Origin of the sequence: Pseudoselenomonas ruminantium (genome assembly GCF_900142515.1) — a bacterium.
GTDB lineage: Bacteria > Bacillota > Negativicutes > Selenomonadales > Selenomonadaceae > Selenomonas_A > Selenomonas_A ruminantium_D.
The window spans coordinates 32,299-48,051 of sequence record NZ_FRBC01000022.1 but is presented as its reverse complement, the minus strand read 5'-3'; the positions used below and the strand labels follow the sequence as shown (position 1 = coordinate 48,051).

Annotated in this window: 14 protein-coding genes, 1 riboswitch and 1 other annotated feature; all 14 genes read right to left on the bottom strand. The window is 52.7% G+C overall.

Features of this window, described 5'->3' with window-relative positions; translation table 11 throughout:
* Window positions 1–5: 5 nt before the first annotated feature.
* The 14 genes from BUB68_RS11075 to BUB68_RS11010 all read right to left on the bottom strand — a co-directional run bounded on the left by BUB68_RS11075 (window position 6) and on the right by BUB68_RS11010 (window position 15,749).
* Window positions 6–1,007 (bottom strand): ABC transporter substrate-binding protein, encoded by a 1,002-nt coding sequence (locus tag BUB68_RS11075; protein ID WP_371914861.1) that lies wholly within the window; start codon window positions 1,005–1,007, stop codon window positions 6–8.
* Between the two features lie 209 nt (window positions 1,008–1,216).
* A riboswitch (cobalamin riboswitch) is annotated at window positions 1,217–1,395 on the bottom strand.
* 50 nt (window positions 1,396–1,445) lie between these two features.
* Window positions 1,446–2,213: an adenosylcobinamide-GDP ribazoletransferase gene (gene cobS, locus BUB68_RS11070; RefSeq protein ID WP_073091320.1), complete on the bottom strand. Its 768-nt coding sequence runs from the start codon at window positions 2,211–2,213 to the stop codon at window positions 1,446–1,448.
* 44 nt (window positions 2,214–2,257) lie between these two features.
* The gene (gene cbiB / locus BUB68_RS11065) at window positions 2,258–3,199 is read right to left on the bottom strand and encodes an adenosylcobinamide-phosphate synthase CbiB (protein WP_073091318.1); all 942 of its coding nucleotides are present in this window, start codon (window positions 3,197–3,199) and stop codon (window positions 2,258–2,260) included.
* Entirely contained in the window at window positions 3,196–4,737 is a 1,542-nt protein-coding gene (locus tag BUB68_RS11060) for a cobyric acid synthase (protein WP_073091316.1), read from the bottom strand. Before BUB68_RS11060 ends, cbiB begins: the two co-directional genes overlap by 4 nt.
* Before the next feature lies 1 nt (window position 4,738).
* Window positions 4,739–5,329, bottom strand: a complete 591-nt coding sequence (gene cobU / locus BUB68_RS11055; RefSeq protein ID WP_073091315.1) for a bifunctional adenosylcobinamide kinase/adenosylcobinamide-phosphate guanylyltransferase — start codon at window positions 5,327–5,329, stop codon at window positions 4,739–4,741.
* 3 nt (window positions 5,330–5,332) lie between these two features.
* Window positions 5,333–5,968, bottom strand: a complete 636-nt coding sequence (locus BUB68_RS11050) for a precorrin-8X methylmutase (protein ID WP_073091313.1) — start codon at window positions 5,966–5,968, stop codon at window positions 5,333–5,335.
* A 150-nt stretch (window positions 5,969–6,118) separates the two neighbouring features.
* Window positions 6,119–8,038 (bottom strand): threonine--tRNA ligase, encoded by a 1,920-nt coding sequence (gene thrS, locus BUB68_RS11045; protein ID WP_073091312.1) that lies wholly within the window; start codon window positions 8,036–8,038, stop codon window positions 6,119–6,121.
* Between the two features lie 37 nt (window positions 8,039–8,075).
* Window positions 8,076–8,298, bottom strand: a binding site (T-box leader).
* 95 nt (window positions 8,299–8,393) lie between these two features.
* Window positions 8,394–10,532, bottom strand: a complete 2,139-nt coding sequence (locus BUB68_RS11040; RefSeq protein ID WP_073091310.1) for a PTS sugar transporter subunit IIABC — start codon at window positions 10,530–10,532, stop codon at window positions 8,394–8,396.
* 256 nt (window positions 10,533–10,788) lie between these two features.
* Window positions 10,789–11,577: a response regulator transcription factor gene (locus tag BUB68_RS11035; RefSeq protein ID WP_014424136.1), complete on the bottom strand. Its 789-nt coding sequence runs from the start codon at window positions 11,575–11,577 to the stop codon at window positions 10,789–10,791.
* A gap of 281 nt (window positions 11,578–11,858) precedes the next feature.
* Window positions 11,859–12,737, bottom strand: coding sequence for an Hsp33 family molecular chaperone HslO (hslO, locus tag BUB68_RS11030; protein ID WP_073091307.1), 879 nt, complete (start codon window positions 12,735–12,737; stop codon window positions 11,859–11,861).
* A gap of 51 nt (window positions 12,738–12,788) precedes the next feature.
* Complete coding sequence (gene yfcE, locus BUB68_RS11025) at window positions 12,789–13,349, bottom strand: phosphodiesterase (protein ID WP_073091306.1); 561 nt, start codon at window positions 13,347–13,349, stop codon at window positions 12,789–12,791.
* Window positions 13,350–13,371: 22 nt separating this feature from the next.
* Window positions 13,372–13,839: a 6,7-dimethyl-8-ribityllumazine synthase gene (gene ribH / locus BUB68_RS11020; RefSeq protein WP_073091305.1), complete on the bottom strand. Its 468-nt coding sequence runs from the start codon at window positions 13,837–13,839 to the stop codon at window positions 13,372–13,374.
* Window positions 13,840–13,875: 36 nt separating this feature from the next.
* Window positions 13,876–15,087: a bifunctional 3,4-dihydroxy-2-butanone-4-phosphate synthase/GTP cyclohydrolase II gene (locus BUB68_RS11015; protein WP_073091304.1), complete on the bottom strand. Its 1,212-nt coding sequence runs from the start codon at window positions 15,085–15,087 to the stop codon at window positions 13,876–13,878.
* Window positions 15,088–15,104: 17 nt separating this feature from the next.
* Window positions 15,105–15,749 carry a riboflavin synthase gene (locus BUB68_RS11010; RefSeq protein ID WP_073091302.1) on the bottom strand — a complete coding sequence of 215 codons (645 nt, stop codon included), beginning with the start codon at window positions 15,747–15,749 and terminating at the stop codon, window positions 15,105–15,107.
* Window positions 15,750–15,753: the final 4 nt, after the last annotated feature.

Here is a 15,753-nt window from a genome sequence, read left to right as displayed (position 1 = left end):
CCCCCTTAATTCTCTACTGCCGACAGATGCTGCTGCGGTTCCAGCTTGAACTTATCGCCATAGACGCGATAAGCGATTTCCTGCACCGCAAAGACAAAATCCTGCGAACAGTTATATATATAACCTTCATCCGGTTCCAGCAGATTGCCCTGCTGAATGGCCTTCATATTCTGCAATGACTGGTCATTCATATATTCATTCCGGAAGCGGTCGATATCAAATTTTCCATGATTGTTATAGGTGGGCAGGAACAAGATATCGGGATTGATCTCCACGAGCTTTTCCTTGCTCATTTCCTCGCCATTCTTGATGCCGGCAGCGGCGCGGCCATTGATTACCCCGGCCAACTGACAGGCTTCGTCAAAGCAACAGCCAGCGCCGCCATACCCCTTCATCAGGGAAATCAACACCACACTGCGCCGCTCACTCTGCGGAATCTCCTGCACCTTGGCGGCGATTTCCGCCAGCTTTCCATCCATCTTCTGCAACAGGAGCTCACCCCGCTGGGGTTCACCTGCTGCCTGTGCCAGCAAAGTAATGGTTTCCTTTACTTCCTGCAAGCTGCGGGGGCCCTTGCAGACCACCACGGGAATACCCAGGTCCCGCAGCGCCGCCACGCGTGACAAGTCACCCCAATCGGGGACAATCACCAAATCCGGCTGCAAGGCAGCAATCTCTTCCACGGACGGATAGCGAATCTTTGTTTCCACTTTCTTCCCCAGCTCCACCACATTGGAACTGGCCGGATCATCCAGCATGGCATTGACAGCCGCCATGCGCTCCGGTTCCACCAGCCCCAGCATGACCTCATCCGTGCTCATGGACATGGTCAGGATACGTTTGGGCTTGGCCGGCATATTGACCTGTGTTCCCTGCGCATCCGTCACCGTATAGGCGGCTTGCTCCCTTGCATCCTGTGCTTCATTCTTACAGCCAGTCAGACAGATAAGCAGCAACAGGCCGATTACAGCCAACTGCCAGCCTCTGATTTTTCTTTGCAATACTATCCCTCCGCAACAAAAACTTCGTGCGAAACAAGGTTTCGCACTGCGCCCTTACACAAAATCTAAGTCATTCTGCGCCTATCGGCTTGATTGACCAAAATTTCATAATAAAAAGCTGCCCTCAAACATGAGGACAGCTGAAAACTGCACACCAAAACTACTCAATAGCACAGAAAAACGGCAAATCCCCTCCCCATCCCTCGCAGGTAATAACGGTGATTGTCAATCAGGCAGTTCTCCTGGCTCCGGATCATTGCTCCTCCGCGCCTTCCCAGGTTTCCCCAGTGACTTGCCTTGTGCAGATTCGCTCCCCGCTACAGTGGCGTGACCGCGCCGGCCTTCAACCGGCTTTTCTATTGAGTCTTGCGACACCCGATCCACTTGATTCAATTATTAACACGTTTTTCATCATACCATTCTGATTATTTATTGTCAACGCAATCAGCGCCATAAAATATGCAGACCACCGGGAATCCAGGAAGTCACCCAGAATACCAAAAGCACCACGGTTTCCGTCAAGGTCTCGATGGCGCCATAGGTATCGCCGGTCAAGCCGCCAAGTTTATGACTGAGCCATGTGGCCATGAGCCAAGCAAAGGCCATGCCAATGACCAATGCAGCAATGGCCGCCTGTCCCCAGGGCACGACAAAGACCAAGGTCACAGCCGCCGCCAGCACTACGGTTTCTTTATCCGCCATCTCGGCAAAGATCTTCCCCATACCTTCCTTGCGGGCATAGGGAAAGAAGGCAATCGCCATGACCATGGCCATGCGGCCGATAATCGGCATGATGAACAGCGCCGTCATGATCAGCACAAGCTTCACATCCCGCATGGCTGTCCAGTTGACCAGCAGCAGACAGGCCAGCGCAATCACGCCGAAGGAGCCCACGCGGCTGTCCTTCATGATTTCCAATACCCGTTCCCGCTCCCGGCCCGAAAAGACACCATCCACAGTGTCCATAAAACCGTCCAGCATCAAACCGCCGGTCAGCAGTATGGGCAGGATAACCAACAAGGTCGTAACGAGGTTAGCCCAGCCAAATACGGCAATCAAGCACCAGGAGGCCAGCATATAGATAATGCCTAAGATAAGTCCCACCAACGGGAAGAATTTCGTACTGCGGCCAAAGTCCTCGACAGTCAGATCCTGCTGTTCCTTCACATGGATCCGTGTCAGAAACTGCAGGGCGGTAATAAATGATCTCATGAACATCATCCTCTCTTGTGATTTTTATCACTGCTTTCCTAATATCATAACCCAAACATGGCATAGCAGATAATGATAAACATCACAGTTGCCGTATACATCAGACGAATAGCGCCCATGATATGCTTGATGCCCAACGTTTCCAATGGCTCGCCCATATAGGCACGGAAATGCTGCTGGCCAAAGTAGGAGTTATAACCGCCCAGCCGGACATGCAGGGCACCAGCCACCGTGGCTTCGGCATAGCCGCCATTAGGACTTGGATGTTTCTTCGCATCCCGCAGCATCATGCGATAGGCAAATTTATAGTCATAGCCCAAAATCCAGGCCGCAAAGATAAAGAGCACCCCCGTAATCCGTGCAGGAATATAGTTGAGTACATCATCCAGCCTTGCCGCCGCCCGGCCAAAGTAGAGATACTTGTCATTCTTGTAGCCGATCATGGAATCCATGGTGTTTGCCGCCCGATAGGCCATGGCCAGCGGCACGCCACCAAGCACGAAAAAGAACAAGGGCGCAATGATTCCATCCGTAGTATTTTCCGCAATGGTCTCCACTGTGGCCCGGGCAATTTCCGGCTCATCGAGCTTATCCGTGTCGCGGCCCACAATCCATCCCACCTTGCGGCGGGCCTCAGTCATATCACCAGCCAACAGCAGGCCATAAAGTTCCTTGCCTGCCTTGGCCAGACTTTTAGGCGATATGGCAAAGGAGAGCATGATTGCGCCCACGGCCGTACTGCCCCAGCTCCAGGGAATCCGATAAGACAGCAGCATGATGCCTTCAGCCACGGCATAAACCAGCCAAAGTACCACGAGCACCAGCACTGCCCCCCAGGCAAATTTCCGCGTATCCTTGTCGGCGGGATGATAGAAAAGCCGCTCCAGCATGGATATCAGTTTGCCCATCAGCACCACCGGATGCCATTTGCTCTGGGGATCGCCAATAATGCAATCCAGCAGAAAGGCCAATATTCCCGTCATCATGGGCGTTCACCCATGATTTCAGCCAGTTTTTCCATATCCAGGCTCGTGCGTACCACGCTGGCCAGACGGTTATAGGCACGTTCCTTTTCCTGCCGCACGCTGCGCTGAATGGTCAGGTCATTAAGTCCTTTGCGTGCCCGCAGGGCGTTGAGGACTTCCCGCCGGAAATCATCCTGGTCAAAGATACCGTGGATATAGGTACCAACTACCTGCCCCTGGTCGTCAAGCTGACAAGTCAACCCTTCGGCAATATGGACCGCTTCATTCGACCGGTCAATTATTGTAAAGGGATGCGAAGTCTGACCGTCAAATCTCGTTTCACCTGTATGGATTTCGTAACCATAGAGCCCTTTGACCGCGATGTCCCGCCCCAGAAAATTCAGCTGCACGCAGTCAGCCTGTACCTGACTGGTCAGTTTTTCTGCTGCAAAGGTGGTCTCCATGGGCAGATACCCCATGCCCTGTACCTCGTCATTGGCCGATTCCGTATGCAGGGGATCGGCAATCTTCCGGCCCAGCATCTGATAGCCGCCACAGATGCCCCAAAGCGGCGTACCCTTGACCACTTGTTCACGGATTGCCGCTTCCAGTCCGCATTCCCGCAGATGGAGCAAATCCTCAGTGGTATTCTTGGAACCAGGCAGAAGAATCAGATCAGGATTTCCCAGTTCTTCCGCCCGCTTCACGTAATACAGGGACACATCCGGCTCTGCCGCCAGACTGTCAAAATCCGTGAAATTGGAGATTTTCGGTGTCTGGATGACCGCGATATGCAGATCCGCCTGCGGCTGATCCTGCTCCACAGCTTTATCATCCAGAGATACGGAGTCCTCATCATCAATGCCCATATCCTCGATATGCGGCACAATGCCCAGCACAGGCTTGCCAGTCTTCTCCTCCAAAAAGTCAACGGCTGGTGTCAAAAGTGTCACATCCCCGCGGAACTTGTTGATGATCAGGCCTTTGACCAAGGCACGCTCATCCTCATCCAATAGTTCCAACGTACCCACGAGAGATGCCAGAGCACCCCCACGATCAATATCGGCAATCAGCAGTACCGGAGCGTTCAGGTGCTTGGCCACCCGCATATTGACGATATCATTGGCCTTGAGATTGACTTCGGCAGGACTGCCAGCACCTTCGATAACGAGGGTGTCAAAATTTTTCTGCAGACGCTCCAAAGCATCTGTCACGGCACCAAAGGCCTTCAGAGAATAGCCCTTATGGTATTCCCGGGCACTCATATTGCCCACAGCCTTGCCGTTGATGATGACCTGCGAGCAGCTGTTGCCCGTAGGCTTCAACAGCACGGGATTCATGTCCACCATGGGATCCAGCCCAGCGGCCTCCGCTTGTGCCACCTGTGCCCGGCCCATTTCCTTGCCGTCTTTGGTCACATAGGAATTGAGCGCCATATTCTGCGCCTTGAAGGGCACCACCTTGCGCCCCTCCTGATGAAATATCCGGCATAACGCCGTAGTGATGATGCTCTTGCCTACATGGGAGCTGGTGCCCATCAGCATAATGGAATTTGCCATATTATCTGTCCCCTTCCTGCGCAAGGCAGGTATTGATTTTCCTGAGATTGACCGGAATCCCTGCGATGACGGCATACACATCAGCAGACGCCGCCGCGATTTTCTGATTGGCCAGGCCGCTGAGGTCACGATAAAAACGTGCCAGACGGTTTTCCGGCACAATCCCCGCGCCCACCTCATTGCTGACAAAAATCGTGGTCACACCCTGCCCTGCCGCTACCTGCGCAGCTTGCAGCAAGTGATCGATCCGTACCGTCATTTCCTGATAAGCCCGCTCCTCCGTCAATTCTCCCTCCGGAATGGCACAGAGCATATTGCTCAGATACAGGGTAATGCAGTCGAACAAGATGACCGCATGCCCGGCTGCCGCCTTTTCAATGGCCTTTTCTGCCGCAAATGGTGCCTCAAAGGTCTGCCAATTGTCAGGACGCCGCTCCTGATGCAGTTTTACCCGGTAGCGCATCTCCTCGTCATAAATCTGTGCCGTGGCAATATACCCCACGGATTCACCGGACTTCGCCGCCAGCTTCTCCGCAAAAGCAGATTTCCCTGAACGTGCCCCACCGGTCACGAGTACGATTTTTCCTGCCATAGCTCAGCCCCGGTCGTTATTGATGAGATACATCATGGCGTTGACCGCAGCGGCCGCAATGGGACTGCCACCCTTGGTACCTTCCACGGTGATATAAGGAACCATCGTCTGCTTAGCCAGTTCCGCCTTGGAATCAGCGGCCCCTACGAAACCTACCGGGATGCCCACGATGCAGGCTGGGCGCAAGCCTTCTTCCTTCACCTGACGCAGCACTTCAAACAGTGCTGTAGGTGCATTGCCAATGGCGATGATAGCCCCATTCATCTGAGAACCGAATTTGCGCATGGCGGCCATGGAACGGGTGATGCCCTGTTCCTTGGCGGTCTTGGCAATTTCCTCATCTGCAATCAGGCAGTGCACCTGCCCGCCGAAGGAAGCCAGCTTGCGCTTGTTGATGCCCGTGCGCACCATTTCCACATCAGTATAGATATCACAACCGCCTTTCAAGGCTTCCATAGCCTTATCGATGGCATCTGCCGACATCTTCGTGATTGGCGCATACTCCACATCCCCGGCCGCATGGATCAGGCGGGAATAGACTTTCACCTGTTCCGGCGTGAGATTCAGTCCCTCCAGATGCGGAGCGATGATTTCCATACTGCGGTTCTCGATTTCCATTGGCTGCTTGATAAAATCCATAGCGTTCACCTCATTTTACATAAATGGTTAGATGGGCACAAATGACAAAAGAGGATAACTCCTTCCCCAGCTGGTTCATTCCAGACTCAAACAGAGTTACCCCCTTTGGTACTTTGCACCACTTCCCCCTAAAGGCAGCTTCTTTTTAAATTAGAATTCTTCGCTCTTGCTGGCAATCTTTTCCTGAACGTACTTGATGAAGTCATCAACCTTCATGGTCTCGCTGTCCTTCACGCCACGTTTGCGGACGGCTGCCGTGCCGTCAGCCATTTCCTGATCGCCCACAACCAGCGTGTACGGCGTCTTCTTGACCTGGCTTTCACGAATCTTGTAACCCGTCTTTTCATTGCGGTCATCGACCTCAACACGCAGGCCCAGATCGAACATCTTCTTCTTGAGCTCATAAGCATAATCCGCATGTTTGTCCGTGATCGGCAGGATGCGAACCTGTACCGGAGCCAGCCACGTCGGGAATGCACCAGCATAGTTTTCAATCAGGATGCCGATGAAACGCTCGATGGAACCATAAACTACGCGATGGAGCATGACCGGACGATGTTTTTCACCATCTTCGCCCACATAAGTCAGGTCGAATTTCTCCGGCATCAGCATATCCAACTGGATCGTACCGCACTGCCAGGTACGACCGATGGAATCGCGCAGATGGAAGTCAATCTTCGGGCCGTAGAAAGCGCCGTCACCTTCATTGATGACATATTTGAGGCCACGGTTTTCCAGCGCATTGCGCAGGGCATTCGTAGCATTTTCCCAGATTTCATCGGACCCCATGGAATCATCCGGACGCGTAGAAAGTTCTGCCGTATAAGTCAGGCCAAACGTGCTGTATACTTCATCAAAGAGGTCAATCGTATGCTGGATTTCCTCTTCGATCTGTGCCGGCGTGATGAAGAGATGCGCATCATCCTGCGTGAAGTTGCGGACGCGGAACAGGCCGTGGAGAGCGCCGGAGAGCTCATGGCGGTGAACCAGTCCCAGCTCGCCCATGCGCAGCGGCAGGTCACGATAGCTGTGCTGATGGGATTTATACACCAGCATGCCGCCCGGGCAGTTCATGGGTTTTACCGCATAGTCTTCACCATCGATCTGCGTGAAGTACATGTTTTCTTTGTAGTGATCCCAGTGACCAGAAGTTTCCCAGAGCTTGCGGTTCATGATCATCGGCGTTCTGATTTCCTGATAACCATAACGGCGATGCACTTCACGCCAGTAGTTGATGAGCTCGTTGCGTACTACCATGCCATTCGGATGGAAGAACGGGAAACCCGGACCTTCTTCATGGAGGCTGAACAGATCAAGTTCCTTGCCCAGCTTGCGATGATCGCGCTTAGCAGCCTCTTCGAGCATATGCAGGTATTCATCGAGGTCGGCCTGTTTTTCAAAAGCCGTACCATAGATGCGCTGCAGCATCTTGTTCTTCTCGCTGCCGCGCCAGTAAGCACCAGCCACGCTCTGCAGCTTCAGTGCCTTGACCTTGCCCGTGGATACCACATGGGGGCCGGCGCAGAGATCCGTGAATTCACCCTGGCTGTAGAGCGTGATCAGAGCATCTTCCGGCAGGTCATTGATGAGTTCCACTTTGTAAGTTTCGCCCATTTCTTCGAACATCTTGAGGGCATCGGCACGGCTTACCTCTTTGCGTTCCAGCTTGAGGTTTTCCTTGACGATTTTCTTCATCTCTTTTTCGATATCCTTGAGATCGGCTTCGCCCAGCTGACGATCCATATCGATATCATAGTAGAAACCGTTGTCAATGGCAGGGCCAATGGCCAGTTTCACATTGTCTTCCTTGTAGAGGCGTTTCACAGCCTGAGCCAGGATATGCGAAGCCGTATGGCGCAGAGCCCAGCGGCCATCTGCTTCTTCAAACGTCAGGAACTCAACTGCACAGTCCTTATCCAGAACCGTCGTGAGGTCTTTCGTCTCACCATCAATCTTGGCAGCCAGCACTTTCTTGGCTAAGCTGTTGCTCACCTGTTTTACAAAATCCAGAACGCTCGTGCCCGCTTCCACTTCGCGAACAGAACCGTCTTTCATGGTAATCTTCAGCATGATATTCCCTCCTAAAACTAAAAAAGCTCCGCCCCTGAATAGGGACGAAGCTGCAACATCGTGGTTCCACCCTGATTGCCATAGGTATACCTATGACCACTCAGCGCCTGTAACGGTAGCGTAACCGTCTGCCCATACTGAAATTTCCGGACAGCAGCTCCAAAGTGGTAACAGTCAACACTGCTTCAGGATAATCGCACCAAACATATCCCTCTCTGAGAAACGCTCTTTCACTGTCATGTCTTTGTCATTGCCTTTAACTGATAGTGTTAATTATAGTTTTATCCACTAGAACTGTCAAGAGGATTATCATAAAAAAAGACACAACCTTCGCAAAGATTGTGTCTTTTTGCAATTAGTAGGAAGCTACTGCATCCAGAGCCTTGACGCCATAGGATTTTTCCATATGTACAGCCTGACCACCGGTGAAGATCACCAGGCAGACATCAGACGGAGCATTGGCCTTGACATAATCGAGGTCAACTTCCATGAGCTTGTCGCCCTTCTTGACCTGCTGGCCCTGTTCCACGAACACTTCGAAGCCCTGACCGCCGAGTTTCACGGTGTCAACGCCGAAGTGGATCAGGAATTCCGTACCGTCAGCAGCCTTCATGCCGATAGCATGCTTCGTATCGAAGACGAACATGACTTCAGCATCGCAGGGAGCTACTACATGGCCGTCAGCCGGAGCAATGAAGAAGCCATCGCCCATCATCTTGCCAGCAAATGCTGCATCCGGAGCTTCCGTGATGGCATGAGCTGTACCAGCAACCGGAGCGTAGAACTCGTTGTCGCCATGAGCTGCCACCGGAGTTTCAGCCTGCGTCTCAGCCTGTTCTTCAACAACAGGAGCATCAGCAGATTCTTCCACTTCCGGAGCCGTAGCCAGATATTCTTCGAGGTTGGATTTGATAACCGCAACCTTCGGGCCATAGATGACCTGTACGCCGGTACCCTTGACGATAACGCCGGAAGCACCCGTAGCCTTCAGGAGTTTCTGGTCAACCAGTTCAGAATCAGCCACGGAGCAACGCAGGCGGGTTGCGCAGCAGTCCACAGACGTGATGTTGCGCTTGCTGCCCAGTGCGCGGGCGATGGTCTGGCTCAGTTCATCCACAGCACTGCCACCTTCAGCCTTAGCGCCTGCCTTGCGGGCATTCACATCAGCCTTGGTGTAGAGCTTCGTCTCTTCATCATCATCCTCACGGCCCGGCGTCTTGAAGTCGAACTTCTTGATGAGGAAGGAGAATGCGAAGTAATACAGGAAGAAATAGATGATACCAACCGGGATGATGAGCATCCAGCTGGTCTTGTCATTGCCCTGCAGAATACCGAAGATGAACAGATCCAGCAGACCACCGGAGAAGGTCAGACCTACAGCGATATTCAGGATATGGGCAATCATGTAAGCTGCACCGGCCAGGATAACCTGCACACCGAAGAGCAGCGGAGCAACGAACAGGAAAGAGAACTCAATCGGTTCCGTGATACCGGTCAGCATGGAAGTCAGGGCTGCAGAAAGCAGGAGACCGCCAGCAACCTTCTTCTTTTCCGGACGAGCGCAGCGGTACATAGCCAGAGCAGCACCAGGCAGACCGAAAATCATGAAGATGAACTCACCGGAGAAATAACGCGTAGCGTCAGCACTGAAGTGTGCCACATTCGGGGAAGCCAGCTGAGCAAAGAAGATGTTCTGACCACCCTGGACGAGCTGGCCATCGATCATCATGCTGCCGCCCACGCCCGTCTGCCAGAACGGCAGATAGAATACATGGTGCAGACCGAACGGAATCAGCGCACGTTTCACGATACCGAAAATCAGGGTACCGATATAGCCCGTGCCCGTAACGACATTACCAAGGCTGAAGATGATGTCCTGGGCAATCGGCCAGATGAAAGTCATGGCAATACCCACGAACAGGAAAGCCACCGTAGATACGATAGGAATGAAGCGGGAGCCGCCAAAGAAGGACAGCGCATCCGGCAGAACAATCTTATAATAACGGTTGTGCAGGATGGAAACGCCGATACCAACGATGATACCGCCGAATACGCCCATCTGCAGGGACATGATACCGCAGCTCGAAGCAATGGTACCTTCCAGCACGCCCGGAGCAATGGAGCCGTCAGCCAGGATCTTGCCCGTGAGCTGCAGCATTGCATTACAGGAAACATGCATGACGAAGAAGGAAATCATGGCAGCCAAGGCTGCAACTTCCTTCTCGGCTTTGGCCATACCAATCGCAACGCCCACAGCAAAGATGATTGGCAAGTTGCCAAAGATGGTGCCACCTGCTGCGCTCATAACCGTGAGCAGGGAATGGAGCACCGTGCCATCACCGAAGATGGCTTCCAGTCCATAGGTCTTGATGGTCGTCGGGTTCGTGAACGACGCGCCAAGGCCTAACAAAAGACCGGCAATCGGCAGAACTGCAACCGGCAGCATGAAACTGCGGCCAACGCGTTGCAGCACGCTAAAAATTTCGTCTTTCAATTAGACACATCCTCTCTTGGTCCAAATAAAAAAAGCCTTCATCTGCCATTTTACCTGAGTACCACAGCAGACAAACGCTTCTCCACCGGACCTGACATAAAATATTCACCCGCGTTATTATATCATAGTTATGGAGAATACATCAAGTTATTTTTCGTGTTTATGCAATTTTTCAGTATATTTATGATAATCTCATGCCAAAAAGTCCCTGTGATTTTGCGCCAAAGCAAAACCACAGGGACTTCTTTATTCATAGTCAAACATAGTTGAGCACGGCTTTTTCCATGACACAGCGATGTATGATTCCGCTGCGATTGGATTCGCCCATCTTTTTCGCAATGGCCGATACGTGTTTTTTCACTGTTGCTTCTGCACAGATAAGCTTGTCCGCAATCTGACGGTTGGACATCCCCCGACAGATCAGCGCCGTGATCTCGCGTTCCCGTTCTGTCAGCCCGAATCGTTCCCGGAGCACCCTGCGCGCATAAGCACCACGCTCACTCTGCGGATGGAACTCATACATCCGGCGCATGATCATAGGTTCAAGCAGACGCATACAGAACAATTCTTTATCTGTAAAATTGCCGCTCTCCTTGCGGCGCAAAAGCCAGAACTTGCCTAACAGCAACCCCTTGTGCACCATGAAAATCTTGCAGGCATAACTCATGCCCAATTCATCATGCACGAGCCTGCCAATATCCGTCTGAGACAGGAATGTATCATTAAACATATCCGAATCCCGGAAGACAATGGATTTCTTCTGCCACTCCAACGCACAATAGACGCTGGATTTATGTGCCAATTCTGCCGCCCGTTCAATCAAGATTCTATCCGGTACCACCGCAGCCTTAGTATATGCTATCGGTTCCAGACAATGTTTCTCGTTCTGATCATTTTTTACGACATAGGATATCCCGCAGTCAAATGGTGCCATCTCACTGATAACCTCGAACACCGTTTCACGGAACTCGTCTACAGAAGCCATCATGATCATGGTCGCCCCTCTGGTCATCTGCCAGCACTCATCCTCATTCAATTGTAGCACGCAACAACCTGCCTTTCTTGGGGAAATAATAATTTACACATACATATCATCCATAACACACCCGCTATTATACAACGAAAAAGCAGGTCTTACAAGACCTGCTTTCCTAATAAATATAATTCCTTTACCTGCAAAGCTTCCCCACTCTTGAAGGTATGTATGTGTGTCATCACTTCCCCAAGTGACATGAATTATTATACGAGGGATTGCTATGTCATACAATACTCCCTAAGGGGAATCTTTTCTCCTATCTGCCACTTTAGTAGTATATGGACGAAAAATCAGCGAACCTTATCCGCAGCTGCCGCTAATTCCTGCAGCTCCTCACCGGTGAATTCATACTTCTCATTGCAGAACTGGCAGCAGACTTCTGCTTTGCCATCAGCAACGAGGCTGTCGAGATCTTCCTTGCCCAGGCTGATCAGCACGTTAAACAGCATTTCCTTGGAGCAATGACATTTGAACGCCAGATCCGTCTCGGACATATAGTTGATGTCAAATCCCTGCAGCATCTCGGCGATGATATCCTTGGCCGAATAGCCCTTCTCCACCATATGAGATACGGAATTGACCTTCTGCAGATTGGCTTCCAGCTTGGAGATACACTCCTCCGTAGCATCCGGCAATGGCTGGATGAAGAAACCGCCCGCGCCGATGCATTTAAAGTCCGGATTCACCAGCACGCCGAGACCGATGCCCGACGGCGTCTGCTCGGACACATAGAGATACTTGGTCAGGTCATCGGCAATCTCGCCATCGGTGATCTCGCAGCTGCCAGTGATGGGGTTCCTAAGGCCCGTGAAGCGGGTAACGGACACCGTACCATTCGTGCCGACACCGCCGCCCACATCAATCTTGCCCTTGTCGTTGAGTGGCAGGTTCACATGGGGATTGCCCACATAGCCGCGCACATAGCCCTCCGTCGTGGCATCCGCCGTGACGATGCCCAGCGGGCCGCCGCCATTAAATTTTACCGTCAGCGCTTCTTTATTCTTGAGGTTGGCCGCCATCAACAACGCCCCGGTCATCGTGCGCCCCAGGGCCGCCGCTGCCACCGGATAGCAATCGTGGCGGGAAATCGCCTCATTTACAAGATTCGTCGTTACCGCCGCATAGATGCGCACACCTTCGGCCGTAGCTTTTACTAAATGGTCTTTCATCTGTCTTTCCTCTCAAAGTGAAAAGCCCTCCCCGGCGGGGAAGGCCCGTTTTTAATTCAACGTGTAAGTTGCCAGAACTTCATCCGTATCAATATCATAAATCGAAATCGTCTTTTTGTCCAGCACCGCAAAGGTATTACGGCCATCTTCGCGCTTGGACAACGCCGCCGAACCCGGATTCAGGAACACCGTATTGCCGCGCTTCTCGAGCACCGTGGTATGGATATGGCCGCTGATAAAGAGGTCGGCCTTTAAGTGTGCCGCCAGTTTATCCTTTTCCGCATCGGTCATCACCGCATCGCCATGGGTCACGATGATGCGCAGGCCTTCGGCCACCACATAGGCATAGGGTGCTTCGATGGGCAGCTCGATGCAGCTGGCATCCACGGAAGAATCACAGTTACCCTTGGCGATGATCACCGGCACGGGGCAGTTGTTGATCTTTTCCACCAGCCCCATGGGATTGTAGTCGGCCTTCATGGGATTACGCGGCCCATGGTAGAGCACATCCCCGGCATGCAGGATCATATCCGCATCATGGAACTGCTTGTCAAAAGCCGTCTGCCAGGCACCTTCATGGCCATGCGTATCGCTGATAATGCCAATCTTCATTTGCGTTCAGCCTCCTATGCGCTTAGCCGATTTTCTTGAGCAGATTGGCCATTTCCATAGCGGCCATGGCAGCATCCGTGCCCTTGTTGCCTGCCTTCGTGCCAGCACGTTCCACAGCCTGCTCGATGTTTTCCGTGGTCACAACGCCGAAAATCGTCGGCACACCGGTCTGCATGCCCACCTGAGCTACGCCCTTGGACACTTCGTTGCAGACATAGTCATAATGCGTCGTCGAACCGCGGATCACGGCGCCCAATGCGATAACGGCATCATACTTGCCGGATTCGGCCATTTTCTTGGCCACCACGGGAATCTCGAACGCGCCCGGCACCCAGGCCACATCGATATCATCATCATTGCACTCATGACGGTGCAGGGCATCCAGCGCGCCCCCCAGCAGCTTGCTCGTAATGAATTCATTGAAACGAGCCACGACGATACCAACCTTCATGCCTTTAGCGGTAATATAACCTTCAATAATATTTGCCATTTGTCATTCCTCCATTTAATGTAATTTCTTTATCGCTTATTTCAACGTGTCATCATTCAGCAGATGACCCATCTTGGTCTTCTTGATGGTCAGATACTTCTTGTCAAATTTGTTGGCGTGAATCATCAGCGGCACACGCTCCGTGATAGTCAGGCCATAGCCTTCCAGGCCAGCACGCTTAGCCGGGTTATTGGTCATCAGGCGAATGCTCGTCAGACCCAGATCCGAGAGAATCTGCGCACCGATGCCGTAATCGCGCAGGTCAGGCGCAAAGCCCAGCTCCACATTGGCTTCCACCGTGTCACGGCCCTTATCCTGCAGAGCATAAGCACGCATCTTGTTGGCCAGGCCAATGCCACGACCTTCCTGACGCATATAGAGCACTACGCCCTCGCCGGCAGCTTCGATTTTCTTGAGTGCTGCCTGCAGCTGGTCACCGCAGTCACAGCGCATGGAGCCCAGAGCATCACCCGTGAGGCATTCGGAATGGACACGCACGAGCACGTCTTTCTTGCCTGCCACATCGCCCTTGACAATGGCCAGATGACACTTGCCGTCCAGCTTGCTTTCATAGGACTTGATGCGGAAATGCCCATACTTGCTCGGGAAATCCACATCTGCTACCTGCTGCACGAAGGTTTCCGTGCGCTTGCGGTACTCAATCAGGGACTTGACCGTAATCAGGTGCAGATTGTGTTCCTTGGCAAACTCGATAAGCTTCGGCGTGCGCATCATATGACCGTCATCATCCATGATCTCGCAGCAAAGGCCTGCGGGATAGAAACCGGCGAGGCGCGCCAAATCCGTGGTGGTTTCCGTATGACCAGCCCGGCGCAGCACGCCGCCCTCTACGGAACGCAACGGGAACACATGGCCCGGACGGCGGAAGCTGGCAGCCTTGGCCTTGGGGTCAAGGAGCAGTTTGATGGTCTGGCAGCGCTCATAAGCGGAAATGCCCGTCTCCGTATCATAAGCGTCAATGGATACCGTGAAAGCCGTCTCATGGTTGTCCGTATTGTTGACCACCATCTGGCCGATGTTGAGTTCATCGAGGCGCTTGCCATCAATCGGCGTGCAGATGAGCCCCTTGGCATAAGTGGCCATGAAGTTGATGTCCTCCGGCGTCACTGTAGCCGCAGCCACAATCAAATCGCCTTCGTTTTCGCGGTCTTCATCATCCACTACGACGACCATCTTGCCATTCTTTATATCTTCGATTGCTTGTTCAACCGTTGCAAAATCTGCCATAATCTATTCTCCTTAAATCAAAATCCATTTTCCCTGAGAAACGCCAGGGTCATATTGCTCTGGGCCTTAGCCTGCGGGGAATCCTCACGGCCCCTCAGCATCTTTTCCACATATTTGCCCAGCACATCCGTTTCAATATTGATGGAGCTGCCTGTCTTCTTGCCGCCCAGGTTCGTAACCTCCCGGGTATGCGGAATCAGGCTGACCGTAAAGTCACGATCCGTCACCGCCGCCACCGTCAAGCTGATGCCATCGAGCGCCACGGAACCCTTCTCCACGATATAGCGCAACAAATCCTTATCTGCGCTGACTGTCATCAGGATGGCATTGCCTTCGTCGGCAAATTTGACGATTTCACCTGTGCCGTCAATATGACCGCTGACGATATGACCGCCTAAACGGCTGGCCAACGTCAAGGCCCGCTCCAGATTCACGGGACTGCCCTTTTTCAGCTCCGCCAGCGAAGTACGGCGCACCGTCTCCGGCATCACATCGGCCGTGAAACCTGACCGGTCAAAATGCGTGACCGTCAGGCAGACGCCGTTGACGGCAATGCTGTCGCCTAACTGCACATCTTCCAGCACCTTCTGGCAGTCAATGACGATGCTGCCGCCGCCAATGCGGGCTACATGCCCCACTTCTTCAATTATACCGGTAAACAATTGC